Raw genomic sequence first — 15,673 nt, forward strand, 5'->3', positions numbered from 1 at the left:
TTTAATCTTTTTCAATTAATACTGTAGCATAGGCCGATATACCTTCCTCACGTCCGGTAAATCCTAATTTTTCCGTAGTGGTAGCCTTGATGGATACATCATCCACATCTACTTCCATCACCCGTGCCAGCACTTCCTGCATCTCCGGAATAAACTTTTTCAACTTCGGGCGTTCAGCACATACCGTGGCATCCACATTACCTACCCGATACCCTTTTCCGGCAATCAGTTTTACGGTCTTTTCCAGCAGAATCTTGCTGTCAATATTCTTGAAGTCAGCTGAATTGTCCGGAAAATGATAACCAATGTCGCGCATGTTGGCAGCTCCCAACAAGGCATCACAAATGGCATGAATCAACACATCGGCATCCGAGTGTCCCAGCAGACCCATTTCATGTTCCAGACGAATACCGCCCAGCCAAAGTTCACGCCCTGTTACTAACTTGTGCACGTCGAATCCAAATCCTACTCTTATCTTCATCGTATGTAAAAATCAAGAAGTTTTTCATTTTCCAAAAATCCCTCCAGGTGGTTACCTATCTGCACGGGACCTACTCCCACCGGTGTACCGGTGAACAACAAGTCACCGATTTTCAACGTGCAGAAACGGCTCACGTAAGCAATAATCTGGTCTACAGAAAATAACATATCAGCTGTATTGCCCTGTTGCACCGTCTTTCCGTCAATATCCAGATGGAAATTCACCTTCTGTATGTCGCCCAGCTTTTCCACCGGAACCCAGTCACCGATGGCAGCCGAACTGTCAAATCCCTTGCACAGTTCCCAAGGCTTTCCTTCGGCACGGAACTTACGCTGCAAGTCACGGGCGGTAAAGTCGATACCTACCGTCACGGCATCGTAATAGCGATGAGCAAAACGTTCGGAAATATTTTTTCCCAGGCGGCAGATACGCACCACCATTTCCGTCTCGTAATCCACCTGTTCACAAAAGTCAGGAATAAAAAAAGGCTTGCTGTCTTTCAGCAAGGCAGAATCCGGTTTCATAAAAATAACCGGTTCCTGGGGCAAGGCTTCTCCTGCATGCAGTTCATGGCAATGCAGGCTATAGTTCATGCCTATAGCAATAATTTTCATGGAGTTATTTCTTTATAATTTCATTCAAACGGTTGAACATCACTGCCAGATGTGCATACAGTGACGTATTTTGCACGACAATCGTTTCCGGCACACGGATACGGAAGGGGGTAAAGTTCCACACTGCCTGAATACCTCCGGCCACCATCTTGTCTGTAATATCCTGCGCAATATTGATAGGCACGGTCAACACACCGATTTTCACTCCGTCCTTTGCGCGTCGCTCTTCAAACTCATCGGTATGATAAATCGGAATTCCCTCTACGGTCGTCCCTACCAGATTCGGGTTAATGTCGAATGCTCCCACTATCTGCAGTCCGAAATGTGACAGACCGGAGTCTCTAAGCAAAGCTCCTCCCAGACTTCCTACACCAAACAGATACGCTTTATGCAGATTCGTAAAACCCAAGAAATCCTCCAGCACCCGGATTAGCAAGTCCACTTCATACCCCACCCTCGTGCGTCCGGAAATATCCACATACGACAAGTCTTTGGCTATCTGTGAGGCATCAATATTTATTTGTCTGGAAATCTGTGTAGAAGATACATACTTTTCCCCTTTCTCTTTCATCAGCTTTGCATTCGAAAGATACCACGGGAGTCTGCGTAAAGTAGGCTCAGGAATCTTGTCCGTCATTTTACGACTTCGTACCGCCATTCGGAGTGTGTTCAATTAATCAATAATGCAAAATTAAACTATTTCTTGTAAACCCTGAACACGATTCCTGAAAAATGTCATACCTTTGAAGCAGATTAAATTAAATTCACATGAAAAAGAATGACTGGAAAGACCGCCTGAACATTGTATATTCCACCAACCCAGACTTCAGCTATCAGCTTGATGAGGAGGAAGAGCCGGCAACTGTCGACCCGAAACAACAGAAACTAAGGGTCAGTATTGAGAAAAAAGGACGAGGCGGAAAAACCGTCACCGTCATTACTGGTTTTATCGGCTCGGAAGATGATTTAAAAGAACTGGGAAGAATGCTCAAGACCAAATGTGGTGTGGGTGGTGCCGTAAAAGACGGAGAAATTCTCATTCAGGGAGAGTTCAAACAACGCATTATCGACCTGCTGAAAGCAGAAGGATACAGCCAGACAAAATAGGCAGATAAATCGTTTTTACACTTAAAGAAAAACGCCTTTACGTTTGAAACAAAACGTCAGAGAGTTTTAATCAAAACGTATTTGTGTTTAAAAGAAAACGTCCTTACGTTCTGTTGCAAACGTAAGGACGTTTTTTTAGTCCAATTTAAATTCCTTATTTCGAAGCTATTACTTTATCCAATAAAGTGGCAAGCTCTTTCACTTTCTCCGGATTCTGTGATGCTACATTTTCTTTTTCCGTCGGGTCTTTTCGTAAATTATACAACTGTGGTTCAGGAGCGTTACCCAGTTCTGTCTTGGTCCAGAATTCCAATGCAGGTTTATCACTGGGCTGAAGATACTTCCATTCACCCTGAATAATAGCCAGCGTATTGTTCAGATTCTGTTCCACTACGTATTCACGGTCAGACTGGTCCTTTCCAATCAAAGCCTGCGAACGTGCATGACTGTCGGGGGCCACTCCTTTAGCCAACGGCATTTCCATGATTTCCGCCAGCGACGCAAACACGTCAATCTGAGAGAACAAACCCTGTTGCTTGCAAGGCTGCTGAATAGCTGCCGGCCAGCGTACAATAAACGGCACGCGAGTTCCAGCCTCATACAAGCTGTATTTTCCTCCACGGTAAATACCCATCGGCGTATGTCCGTTCAGCATTTCGCGGGCCTGATCCTGATAACCGTCGTCAATCACCGGACCGTTGTCGCTGGTGAAAATAAACAAGGTGTTATCGGCAATGCCCAGACTATCCAGTGTATTCATAATCTCACCAATGGTCCAGTCCAACTGAAGAATTACATCACCACGAGTACCGAGACCACTCTTTCCGGCAAAACGCGGATGAGGAATGCGCGGCACATGTACATCCTGCGTACCCATATATAAGAAGAAAGGTTTATCGGTAGACGAACAGATAAAGTTTTTCGCTTTTTCTGTGATGACATCGGCAATTTCCTCATCATTCCACAAGGCAGCCTTACCTCCCGTCATCCATCCGATACGAGGTATTCCGTTGATAATGGTATTATTATGTCCCTGACTCGGTTTCAGTTTCACCAGTTCCGGATTTTCTTCACCCGTAGGCCAGTCGCCCACCTTATGGTCATAGCTGACAGTAATCGGGTCGGAAGGGTCCAAACCGGCAACTCTTCCGTTCTCTACAAATACACAAGGCACACGGTCTACCGTAGCCGGAATGATAAACTCATAATCAAAACCTATGCTCTGAGTATTCGGCTTAATGAGACCGTTAAAATTAGTTCCCCCGACAGGTCCCAGTCCCAAATGCCATTTTCCGACTGCACCGGTGTGATAGCCAGCTTCATGGAACACATCGGCCAGTGTGACACATGTAGTATCAATTATCAGTTCAGAATTACCCGGAGCGATGCCTGTATTTTCTTTTCTCCACGGATAGCATCCGGTTAACATACCGTAACGCGACGGAGTACTCGTAGCCGAAGTTGCATACGCATTAGTAAACTGTACCCCTTGAGCTGCCAGTTTATCAATGTTCGGCGTAGAAATCTTTGTAGCTCCGTAACAACTCAAATCGCCGATACCCAAATCGTCCGAATAAATAAAAATCACATTCGGACGCTTCAGGTTAGGAGCTTCCTGTTTCTGCGCCTGACTGCATCCGGTCAGTCCCGCCAATCCGGAAAGGGCAGAAATACAAACTAAAAGGTCTTGTTTCATCTTTTTATATTTAGGTTAGTAAAATACATGTTATTCTTCTCCTTGACGATAAGCCATCGGTGTCAACTGATATGCTTTTTTGAACAGCTTACTGAAATAACGAGGAGAACTAAATCCCGTCTGATCGGAAATCTGAGTTACATTCAGTTCCGGATTGTTCCGCAAAAGGAAAGCTGCTTTTTTCAACCGTAGGGTAATAAAAAAGTCGTTTGGTGTCTGTCCGGTTATTGCCTTGATTTTTGCATACATTCTTGTGCGAGAAACTAGCATTTTTTGAGCCAACATATCAATGGTAAAGTCAGAATCGTCCAGATATTGTTCAAATACAGCAATCACCTCGTCAAGGAACTCCTTATCCAATGGATTCGTAGCCAACACCGGAGTCTCTACTGTAGGCTGTTTGGTGAAATACTCCTGCAATTTAAGACGGTTATTCACCAGATTATTACAACGGAACACCAGCAAACGAGAATCAAAAGGTTTTGTGATATAATCATCTGCTCCAATTTTCAGTCCTTCCAGGTTCTGTTCTATTTCCGTACGGGCAGTCAGCAATACAACCGGTATGTGACAGGTATCCAGGTTTCCTTTCAGTTGCTTCACCAGTTCAATACCCGACATACGCGGCATCAACACATCGCTCAATATAATGTGCGGAGAAGACTCTTCCACCTTTTCCAGTGCATCTTGCCCATCGACAGCAGTCGTCACCTCATACATTCCCCCAAACAATTCTGCCAGCATTTGGCGAATAGAATCGTTATCCTCCACAATCAGGATATGAGGCCGGAAACCATCTTTCCCCCCTACGAATGTTTCTTCCGTCGGCAACAGTTCACTTGACAACTCTGTATCCAGCTCTTTCTTCTGTGCGTCAAGAGTCAACTGACTGACCATCGCATTTTCTCCTTCTTCAATGATTTCATCTTCTGAATAAAGTTCCTTACCCAACGGAATACGTACAATAAACTTAGTTCCTTTTCCCTGTGCACTCTCCACAGAAATTTTGCCATGATGAAGTTCCACAATACCCTTGGTCAAGGCCAGTCCAATACCAGTTCCTACATTAATTTCCGTATCTAATGAACTTTGATAAAAGCGGTCAAAAATCTTATCGATATCTGCCGGTTGAATACCACTGCCATTGTCTTCTACGGAGAACCAAGCCTCTTCATCGGTTACTCCAACCTCCATTACAATTTTACCTTGAGAGGGTACATGCTTCACGGCATTCGACAAGAGATTATTAATTACCTTCCGCATCTGTTTCCAATCGAACCATAGCTCAATATCATCTTGTGACTTATGGAATTCCAGATGTATCTGCTTGCTTTCAGCATAAGGCTGGAAAAGCAGGTATGTTTCGTTCAGAAAGTTTACCAGATTCATCCGGCATACTTTCAGTTTCATTTTGCCCTGTTCCTGCTTACGGAAATCCAGCAACTCACCTATCAACTCCTTCAACTGTACCCCACTCTTATAAGCCAGCAGCACATTCGAATAAACAGACGGAGAAAGCTGAGAAGTCTGCATCAATTTTTCCAGCTGTCCGATGATAAGGGTAAGCGGAGTACGAAACTCATGTGAGATACTGGTGAAGAAACGTAACTTATTCTGATTCAGACGTTCAATATCCTGCAAATGACGCTGTTCATAAGTCAGCGAAGCCTGTAGCTTTACACGGCTCTGATACATCCGCATCAGGTAGTAAACAATTCCTCCTACTAACAAAACATAAAGCAAGAATGCCCAATTCGAAGCATAAAACGGTGGCTTTACCACAATCTCCATGCTGATGGGTTTACTTAAACTGTCAGGATTAGACGAACGCACCCACAAAGTATATGTTCCCGGATTTAAGTTTGTATAAGTAATCACAGGCTGTTCCCTTACTTTGGTCCACTCCTTAGAAAAACCTTCCAAAAGATATTCCATCGACTCCTTGTTCTCAGGGACATAGTTATTAGTGGCAAAATAAATACTGAACATATTCTGATTTGCCTGCAAAGTAATTTGTGAAGTATGATTCAATGCGTGTTTCAAAATACCAGAAGCGTCATTAACCCTTATCTCTTTACCATTTACCACCAAACGGCTCCACATGATGGAATAGGGTTTTGAACCATAGTTCAGACTATCAAGGGCAAACATTACCATCCCTGAAGTGCCTCCTAAAAAGACTTCTTTCTTTTTTGACAAGAACAAGGCATTCTCGTTCACGGAATATAGCGGGAAACCATTTTCCGATAAATAGTTACGTATAGTTCCCTTCCGATAATCAAAACAAGAGAATCCCTGATTCGTAATCATCAACAGTTCGTGATGATTTCCCTCACAAACCTTATAAACACAATCTCCGGGAAAGCCGCTATTGGATACATCATAGTTTCGGAAAGTATTTGTTTTCTGATCCAGACAGTCCAACCCGCTGCCCGAAGTAGAAAACCAGATTTTATTTTCATAGTCACAGAAAATACTGTTCACGTTATTATTACTGATACCAGATTCTTCATTACGATATCCATAATGCGTTAACAAATCCGTAGCCAGATTGTAGGAAAAAACCCCTTCACCAGTTACCGCCATCCATAAGACTCCATTCTTGTCAAACTCTAAATCAGCTACCATACGAATCAATTTCCCTTCCATATGATTCTGGAACAGCTGACGGCATTTTCCTGTAGTACGCGAAAACAGGCAGACACCGGCCTGAGTGGCTACCACCAGGCTGTCTTTATAGGGTACAATATCACGTACGATATCCGAAGGAATAGTTTCCTGATCTCCTTCTATTTTCCGATACACAGTGAAACGTCCGGTTTTTATATCCAGTTTATTGATTCCTCCCAAATGCAATCCCAACCAGATACAGTCTTCTACCTCATCATACCAGATTGATTTTACATTATTATGCGAGATACTATTAGCAGCAGACTGATGAGTAAACCACTGAAAAGTTCCTGTTTCCGGATCAAACCGATTCAGTCCACCACCTTCCGTACAAATCCAGATATGCCCCCTTTTGTCCTCAAGCATGTTTCCTACAATCGGACTGCTTAGCCCCTCAGAAGGCTTCTCCCCTTTCCGGAAAAAACGGTATATCGCATATTCCGGATTAAAATAGTTCACTCCTCCAAAATAAGTTCCTGCCCAGATAGTACCCTGGTCATCCTTTTGCATACACCACACTGAAGAATGAGTCAATCCATACGAATCCACCCTTTCTCCATAATGTAACAGTCTGCCCGTCACAATGTCCATGCAATCCAATCCAGCTTCTGTTCCTATCCATATATTTCCCTTATTGTCTTCTTGAAAACAGCGTACGAAATCGGAAGACAGGGAAGGTTCACCTGATAAAGATGCACGTAAATTACGCATCGTATCATTGCTGTCAAAAAGGAAAATACCTCCATTCCAGGTCCCGACCCAAATATTACGTGAAGAATCTTCAAAAATAGAAGACACATGCTGCGCACTTACCAGATGTAGCGCCTCCTGCCCTTCTTTCCAGCGATAAAGACCGTCATGCTCCGTGCCAATCCAAAGGCGCTTGGAAGAATCGAAAAATAAAGATGAAATACTCCCACTGGCAGAAGAAAGACGGAAAAAACTATCAAAATTACCAGTTTCTTTATTGTAATGAAAAATCTCATTACCACATGCTATGTACAAGCCTTTATGATAGGTCATGGCATCCACCTTTCCACTCAACAAAGTGGTAAACCTACGGGTATCCATGTCAAAGCTTGCCACTCCTTCCATACATAACAAATAAAGATGCCCTTCACGGTCACCAGTGATACGTAACAAATGGTTTGAAAACAAGCTATACGGATTTTCTTTCTCCAGCCGATAAATCGTAATATCATTCCCATCATAACAGTTCAACCCTTCACGTGTACCAATCCATATCAGATTATTTTCGTCCACATAGATATCATTCACAGAGATTTGTGACAGACCATTATCAGTAGAAAGATGCTTGAAGGTTATATTTTGAGCAGCCAGACGAGAGAATAGTCCGGCTAACGATATCAATAAAAGACAATACAAAAATATTTTTCTCATTTTTCTTAGATTCGTAGAAGCTATTACCTGCAATATTCGATAAAAATCTTGAAATATACAAGTGCCCCCAATAAAATATACAATATGTATACACCATTTGTACAATTTATGAATATAAACCACCCTTAAAACTTTTTTATTTGTCTTCTTGTAAAAACAATTCTGAATATCACTAATAAACTACATCTTTTTACTTATCCCATTTCGTCAAACTGAAAATTCACCAAAAATCTGTCTCACAAACAGAATAAGACGCTTTTTGAACAATTTTATCCTATAAGAACCAAGCAATAAGCCTAATTTTGAGAACAAATTCGAAACAATCTTTTTTAATACAACCTTTATGAAGATCAAACAGCACTTAGGATTCATCAGTATGCTGGCCATTGCTTTTACAGCCTGCCAGCAAAAACCGGCGGAGACAGACAACTTCCTGGAAAATGAAATTAAAAACATCGAAGCTCAACACACTTTACAGACCGACCTGATCGAAAAAAGTGGGAAAATCTTGAACCCTCGTACTATCGACGAAAAGGGAAATATTGTATATGTACCCATTGATGACTGGACCAGTGGTTTCTTCCCTGGAACAATGTGGCTGGATTATGACCTGACTAAAAATGAAAAATGGAAAAAACTAGCTGAAAAATATACAGAAGACCTTGACTCTGTGAAATACCTGAAATGGCATCATGACGTAGGTTTCATGATTGGATGCAGCTATCTGACCGGATATCGTCTGTGCAAGAAGCCGGAATATAAAGATGTTATTGTGACAGCTGCACAATCTCTTTCTACTCGCTTCCGCCCGGTAGCTGGAGTTATCCAGTCTTGGGATGCCGACAGAGGATGGCAAGGTGAACGCGGATGGGAATGTCCGGTTATCATTGATAATATGATGAACCTGGAACTTTTGTTCGAAGCTACTCGTCTTTCTGGAGATTCTACATTCTACAAGATTGCAGTCTCACATGCTGACAACACCATGAAGAATCATTTCCGTGCAGACAACAGCTGCTACCACGTTGTAGACTATTCTTTGAAAGATGGAAGTGTAAGAAGTCGCCAGACTGCACAAGGTTATGCACATGAATCAGCATGGGCGCGTGGACAAGCATGGGCTATCTATGGATACACCACTTGCTATCGCTACACACATGACAAGCGCTATTTGGATCAGGCTGAAAAGACATTAAACTTCTACCTGAACGATGCAAACCTGCCGAAAGACCTGATTCCTTACTGGGATTTTGATGCTCCGAAAATTCCGAATGAACCAAGAGATGTTTCAGCTGCTGCATGTATTGCCTCAGCATTGTACGAAATGGACGGATATTGTCAAGGAAAGAATTATAAAGAACTGGCAGATACTATTGTCAAGAACTTGTCTGGTCCTGACTATAAAGCAAAAGTAGGAGAAAATGGAAACTTTATCCTGATGCATTCAGTAGGAAGTATCCCTCACGGAGCTGAAATCGATGTACCTCTGAACTATGCAGACTACTATTACGAAGAAGCACTAATTCGCAAGAGAAACCTCGAAAGTAATCAGCCGTTCTCTTTCGTAAACGAATAAACCATAAATAATCAAACATACGCTATGAAGCACCTTCCCTATTCACTGATAGGGGGAATCGGATTGCTTTCATTGCAAAGTTGTGCCAGCAAGCAGCAAGTTGCTGAACAAGCGTACCCCAATGTCATTTACGTATTTCCAGACCAATATCGTAATATGGCAATGGGGTTCTGGCATGAAAATGGATTTAAAGAACACATCCACTTTGCAGCCGATCCGGTACACACCCCCAATATTGACCAATTCGCAAAGGAATCGCTAGTTCTGTCTTCGGCTATGAGCAACTGTCCGCTGAGCAGTCCGCACCGAGGATCTCTACTCACCGGGATGTATCCCAACAAAAGCGGTATTCCTCTGAACTGTAATTCTACACGTCCTATCAGTTCACTCCGTACGGATGTAGAATGCGTTAGCGATGTATTCAGTAAAAACGGTTATGACTGTGCCTATTTTGGTAAACTACACGCTGATTTCCCGACTCCTAATGATCCGGAGAACCCGGGAGAATATGTAGAAACCAAACGCCCGGTATGGGATGCCTATACACCGAAAGAACGCCGTCATGGGTTTAATTACTGGTATTCTTATGGTACATTCGATGAACATAAGAACCCTCACTATTGGGATACAAACGGAAAGCGTCACGACCCGAAAGAGTGGTCTCCACTCCATGAAGCTAAACAAGTCATTTCTTACTTGCGCAATGACAAAAACCAGCGTGACCCCAAGAAACCGTTCTTCATTATGGTAGGCATGAATCCTCCTCATAGTCCATATCGTTCTTTGGACGACTGTATGGAGGAAGACTTTAATCTGTATAAAGACCAGCCAATTGACAGTCTGCTGATTCGTCCCAATGCAGACAAACAGCGAAAAAAGGCTGAGTCTGCCCGTTACTACTTTGCCTCAGTCAGCGGAGTAGACCGTGCTTTCGGACAAATTCTGGATTGCCTGAAAGAGTTGAAACTCGATAAAAATACAATCGTGGTATTTACCTCCGACCATGGAGAAACCATGTGCAGCCAATTTACAGACGATCCGAAGAATTCACCCTATGCTGAATCCATGAATGTTCCATTCCTTATCCGCTATCCACAGCATATACGTCCTCGTGTTGACAACTTATTGCTGTCTTCACCAGACATTATGCCTACCCTGCTGGGACTTTGTAACTTGGATAAGGATATTCCAGCAAATGTACAAGGAGGTAATTATGCACCTATTTTCTATGAAGATTCCATACAGACTGTCACTCGCCCTACGGGTGCCTTGTATATCCAAAACATGGATGGAGATAAAGATAAAGACAGTAATGTAATCTCTTATTTCCCTCGCTCCAGAGGAATTAAGACACTGCACTACACATTGGCTTTGTACATTGACAGAGAAAACAAGCTGACAAAAACCCTTTTGTTTGACGATGTCAAAGACCCTTACCAGTTACAAAATCTTTCACCGGAAGAACATCCGGAAATCGTAAAAGGACTCTATCAGGAACTGGCCAGACAATTAAAGGAGATTGATGATCCCTGGTATCAGCAAAAGATACTTTCGGATATTCTTCCTTATTAAATTAAAATCCCCGTTTTTCAGAATAATCTTGAGAAACGGGGATTTTGATTTATAGTTGAATAAAACTACTTTGCAATGCTTTTTTATACTTACTGGAAATAGGCAGCCTTTCTCCATTAAACGGCGGATACATAATGCACTCATCTCCGTCTATCATCGCAAGATGTTGAATATTAATAATGTAAGATTTATGTATTTGCACAAACTGAGAAGAAAATCCTAAGATATTCATGGCATTGATAGAAGAACGCATAGCCAGCAATTTCTGGATAAATAAAAAGACCTCCCAGCATCTGCGCGAAGCATTAAATTTAAAGTATCCTATTTCAGAAAGACGCAATACACGAATTTCTCCCGTTGGCAGTTGAATAGAAAACGTCCCCTTACCACTTTCCCCTTCCATTCCACGCATACCATTCACAATATTTACTTCTTCTTTTTTTTCTATTTTTGCCTGTACAAAACGATTTATAATCAAATCCAATTCCTTCATATCGAAAGGTTTCAGCAAAAAATCAAAAGCAGCACTCCGTATTGCTTCCAACATATATTGAGGATAAGCTGTATAAAAAACTACTTTCATATCCCACATAATCACGTCATGGAGCTTATTGACAATCTCATATCCGGGAAGCCCGGGTAATTCCACGTCAATAAAAAGCAAATCAGGATGTAAACGCTGAATAAGAGCCAAAGCTCCGGAACTCCCAGGCAGACACCCTACAACTTGAAACAGATTATATGACGCAAGGCTTTTTTCCAATAACTCCCTATCTTTATCTGAATCCTCTATAATAAATATTTTATATGCCTTTTGCTCCATTAAAACTGATTTTTTAAAACTCACACAAATGTAGAAAACAATACCAAACAATCCAACTTCCCCACTTCTGAAGCAAAGCCTCCAATGTATTTATTTCACCACATTATTCAGAATTATTCGTATTTTATGCACTAAATTAAACACCTAAATCAATATTTGTTATATCGTCCATAAAAATTTGTATTTTTGTCCACAAAATATTAATGTATCCTTGTAAATCATGAAAAGCATCGTTTACTTACTGTGTGCCTGCTGGATAGCTTGCTTACTCAGCACTGGATGCAAGCATACCACAGACTATGAAAAATCACCATCTGCCCAACTCACTACACTGCTACAAGATTCAATTATCAGATACAAGCCTCAAGAAGCTGAAATGTTACTGGCAAAAGCCAAGCAACAGGCACAAGACAGTACAGAATATTATTATGCAGAAGCCGTGCATTCTTCTTTGCTTATGACCAGACAACAAGAAGATTCTGCATTCTATTATATAAACAGATGCGAAAAGTTCTGTCTTAGCCTTCCTAAATTATTACCGATTCATTACCTCACTCTTGGAATAGTAGAAAACAACAAAGCCTCTTTACTGGAAAACTCCAATCATCCTTTATCTGCCAAAACAGCTTATGAAAAAGCTATCCAATATTACCAAAGAGGGAATATGCATAAAAGACTCCCCAATGTCTATAACAATCTAGGCTATGTATACTATACACTAAATGATCTTCCCATGCAAGCTTATTGCTACAAAAAAGCTCTCTTCATATGCGATTCGCTGTCTCTTCCTCAGATTTACAGAAACAACAGTTATTTTATGCTGGCATTCTGTTATGTACAACTGAAAAATTATCCACAAGCCTATCATTATCTTAATAAGGTCTATCCACAGATTAATGATATGCCATTATATAACCGGTATTTTCTGCTAAATACTTTCGTCAATTTCTATTACTACCAAAAAAAGTATGAAGAATCATGGAGCTATCTGATGAAGATTTTTGATGAAGTAGCACAGCACCAGAATGATATGCCCTCAGAATATGCCACATTAGAGGCAAATTATGCAGACCTATCTATCAAGCTAAACAAAGATTTGAATAAAGCCAAAGATTATCTGCAAAAAGCTAAGGCCTATTTCCAAAGTACAAAAGTAGCAATTAGCATCTACTATATCATGACCATGGAACTGGAACTTGCATTAAAGCAAAATGACTTACAAACAGCGGCTCACCTAGTTCAACAGATTTCACATGACAACACTGTAAATGTACCTATCAACTACCAACAAAGACGAAATGATGTACTAACTGAATATTATAAACGCACCGGAAATTACTCTAAAGCCCTGGCCATATTAGAAGCACAGCTACCGATAGAAGATTCAATCCGGAACGAAGAACACAACAACTATGTGGCTGAACTCGATTTACGATATAAAAATGATACGACCCATCTCAAAAACCGCATAACAATAACCAATCAGAAAAATGAAATAAAAACACTCCAACTGGAAATAGCTTTGGGCGTTATTCTCATTTTAGGGCTTGTCGTGTATTTTATCGAGTACAAAAGACGAGTCAAAAAGAACCAGCAACAAGAATTCAAACAGCATATATACGAAATCAGTAAACTGAAAATGCAAAATATCAGAGAAAAAATCTCTCCTCATTTCCTCTTCAATGTGCTGAATAATGAAATAAATCAACACCCGGAATCTACCTCCGAACATCAACGGCTGATACGGATCACCCGACTGTTACGTAAAGGACTAGATTTGTCCAACCGTTTTGCGATTCCCCTTTCGGAGGAACTTGATTTCGTATCCAACTATGTAGCGTTATTACAGGATACAGGTAAGCAATTCACATTCAGTTTGCATAAAAACGGAAATGTAGACGATTTGCAAATCCCCTCCATGATGATACAAATCCCTGTTGAAAATGCAATCAAACATGGGTTTGCAAACCTAAATCAAACAGGGCATATTGACTTGATTATTGAAGAAGTCTGTCGGGGAGTCAACATCCACATTAACAACAACGGACACAGATATTCTCCATTTGCTCCATCCAACAACAAACTGGAAAGCACTGGTACCGGTCTCAGAATTATTTACCAAAGTATACAATTACTGAACACCCACAACAAAGAAAAAATTACTTTCCAGATACTGCCCGGACAAGAAAAAGGAACTGCCATCAGTATCTTCATACCTTATCAGTACTCCTATGAATGGCAATAAAATACGTTTCATACGAAGAATATAGCAGGATATGCTCTATTTGCCCGCTCTCATACAGAAAAGAGACTTCACCGGTTTGTCCTCCCACGAATATTTCGGGATATTTGTGGCATAATATCATTAAATTTCAAAGTTATGAGAGTTTTAAAATTAACGAGCACACTCATGTTGCTCATGCTAATCCTAATTGGTGTTTCCTCATGCAGTAACGAGGATGAAAACATCGGAAACATTCCTTCTCAGCTGATCAAGACCTGGTATATGGGAGAAGGTACTTACATCACATTCAATGCGGATGGAACCGGAGTCTACACAGAAACAGACGAGATGTCTACCGCAAAACTGATGCGTAGAACAGGCACACGCGCCACAGACACGTATCCGTTCACTTATTCGTATGAAGAATCGACTCAAACGATCACGATTCATATCGACGGAGATGTCATGCGATGGACCATTGTCACACTGACCGACGATACACTGAAGATAAAAGATGAAGAAGGAGAATTGATAACCTTGAAAAAAGATGCCACTTCAGAACCGGATATTGACATTACCCTGCTATACAATACCTGGATTTCGGAAACACAAGACATCTATACCTTCAATAATGATGGTAACGGAACTTACAAGGCTAAAGAAGAAACATCAGCAAACGATATTACCTATGAATATGATGAAGCCAACAAACAGCTTACACTCCATCGTGTAAATGGTAAAGTAGTGAGATGGACTATTCTTTCATTAACCAATGATACGCTGAAAGTAAAAGATAACGATGGGCAGGAACTTACGCTAACGGTATACACAAACACGGCCTGGATAGAACTTCTTTACGGGAAATGGGGATTTTTAGGAAAGCCATCAATAGAATTCACAAACAAAGAAGGCAACAAATTGTGCTCTGTTTATGAAGGAGAAGAAGCGCCCTATACAGTAGCATTCAAATATGATGCCTATAACCGTATCTATTTCTTTGAAAATGGAAGCTGGAGCGGTGGATTCTGGCAGGTAAAACAAGTAACCCAAGATATACTGTCCATAGACATTTTTAGCTCAGACGGAGAAAATCTTACTAAAGAAAGTTCTATGACACTGTTCCGTATACCAGAACCTGATGAACTCGTAGTAGGTGACGAATCTCTTTTATATGGTGACGAATGGACCAGTTTTAGCTATGATGACGGTAGCCCCATTACCCTACAATTCCGACAAAATTTCAGCGACGTAATTTGGACTGAAGGCGGAGATAAGATGACCTTTAATTACACTTATAATTCTGACTCTCATGAACTAGTATTCACTGTTGATGGAGAGACTGAAGCCTTTAAAATAATAAAACTAACCGATCACGTGATGTATCTCGCTATTTATGAAAATGGAGTACTTGCTGATGGTATGGAATTCCGTAAACTATAAAACAAAAAAATCGAGCGACTTTTACGTTACTTCCGGTACGTTTTTAACTTTTAGTTAGTTAATTAATTA

At 41.1% G+C, this 15,673-nt stretch carries 11 protein-coding genes; 5 read left to right on the forward strand and 6 right to left on the reverse strand.

Annotated features, from left to right (window positions below; all coding sequences use genetic code 11):
- Window position 1: 1 nt before the first annotated feature.
- The 3 genes from ispF to BACPLE_RS01170 are packed head-to-tail and all read right to left on the reverse strand — an operon-like array spanning window position 2 to window position 1,753.
- Entirely contained in the window at window positions 2-481 is a 480-nt protein-coding gene (gene ispF / locus BACPLE_RS01160; RefSeq protein WP_007558090.1) for a 2-C-methyl-D-erythritol 2,4-cyclodiphosphate synthase, read from the reverse strand.
- Window positions 478-1,095 (reverse strand): fumarylacetoacetate hydrolase family protein, encoded by a 618-nt coding sequence (locus tag BACPLE_RS01165; RefSeq protein WP_007558092.1) that lies wholly within the window; start codon window positions 1,093-1,095, stop codon window positions 478-480. The genes ispF and BACPLE_RS01165 overlap by 4 nt, the downstream gene beginning before the upstream one ends.
- Window positions 1,096-1,099: 4 nt before the next feature.
- Window positions 1,100-1,753: a redox-sensing transcriptional repressor Rex gene (locus BACPLE_RS01170; RefSeq protein ID WP_007558094.1), complete on the reverse strand. Its 654-nt coding sequence runs from the start codon at window positions 1,751-1,753 to the stop codon at window positions 1,100-1,102.
- 110 nt (window positions 1,754-1,863) lie between these two features.
- Here BACPLE_RS01170 and BACPLE_RS01175 point away from each other — a divergent pair, with 110 nt between their 5' ends.
- Complete coding sequence (locus BACPLE_RS01175) at window positions 1,864-2,202, forward strand: translation initiation factor (RefSeq protein ID WP_007558096.1); 339 nt, start codon at window positions 1,864-1,866, stop codon at window positions 2,200-2,202.
- Between the two features lie 154 nt (window positions 2,203-2,356).
- Here BACPLE_RS01175 and BACPLE_RS01180 read toward each other — a convergent pair whose 3' ends face one another.
- Window positions 2,357-3,898 (reverse strand): sulfatase family protein, encoded by a 1,542-nt coding sequence (locus tag BACPLE_RS01180; RefSeq protein ID WP_007558098.1) that lies wholly within the window; start codon window positions 3,896-3,898, stop codon window positions 2,357-2,359.
- Between the two features lie 30 nt (window positions 3,899-3,928).
- Window positions 3,929-7,969 (reverse strand): hybrid sensor histidine kinase/response regulator transcription factor, encoded by a 4,041-nt coding sequence (locus BACPLE_RS01185; RefSeq protein ID WP_007558099.1) that lies wholly within the window; start codon window positions 7,967-7,969, stop codon window positions 3,929-3,931.
- Between the two features lie 343 nt (window positions 7,970-8,312).
- Here BACPLE_RS01185 and BACPLE_RS01190 point away from each other — a divergent pair, with 343 nt between their 5' ends.
- Both BACPLE_RS01190 and BACPLE_RS01195 read left to right on the forward strand, forming a co-directional pair.
- A complete protein-coding gene (locus tag BACPLE_RS01190) occupies window positions 8,313-9,545 on the forward strand; it encodes a glycoside hydrolase family 88 protein (RefSeq protein ID WP_007558102.1) in 1,233 nt (410 codons plus the stop codon).
- Between the two features lie 24 nt (window positions 9,546-9,569).
- Entirely contained in the window at window positions 9,570-11,117 is a 1,548-nt protein-coding gene (locus BACPLE_RS01195) for a sulfatase family protein (RefSeq protein WP_007558104.1), read from the forward strand.
- A gap of 49 nt (window positions 11,118-11,166) precedes the next feature.
- Here the strand turns inward: BACPLE_RS01195 and BACPLE_RS01200 are convergent, their stop codons facing one another.
- Window positions 11,167-11,940, reverse strand: coding sequence for a LytR/AlgR family response regulator transcription factor (locus BACPLE_RS01200; RefSeq protein ID WP_007558106.1), 774 nt, complete (start codon window positions 11,938-11,940; stop codon window positions 11,167-11,169).
- A gap of 220 nt (window positions 11,941-12,160) precedes the next feature.
- Here BACPLE_RS01200 and BACPLE_RS01205 point away from each other — a divergent pair, with 220 nt between their 5' ends.
- Window positions 12,161-14,185: a tetratricopeptide repeat-containing sensor histidine kinase gene (locus BACPLE_RS01205; RefSeq protein ID WP_007558108.1), complete on the forward strand. Its 2,025-nt coding sequence runs from the start codon at window positions 12,161-12,163 to the stop codon at window positions 14,183-14,185.
- A 135-nt stretch (window positions 14,186-14,320) separates the two neighbouring features.
- Window positions 14,321-15,604 (forward strand): lipocalin family protein, encoded by a 1,284-nt coding sequence (locus BACPLE_RS01210; protein WP_007558109.1) that lies wholly within the window; start codon window positions 14,321-14,323, stop codon window positions 15,602-15,604.
- Window positions 15,605-15,673: the final 69 nt, after the last annotated feature.

It is taken from the genome of Phocaeicola plebeius DSM 17135, assembly GCF_000187895.1.
In the GTDB taxonomy this organism is placed as follows: Bacteria; Bacteroidota; Bacteroidia; order Bacteroidales; family Bacteroidaceae; genus Phocaeicola; species Phocaeicola plebeius.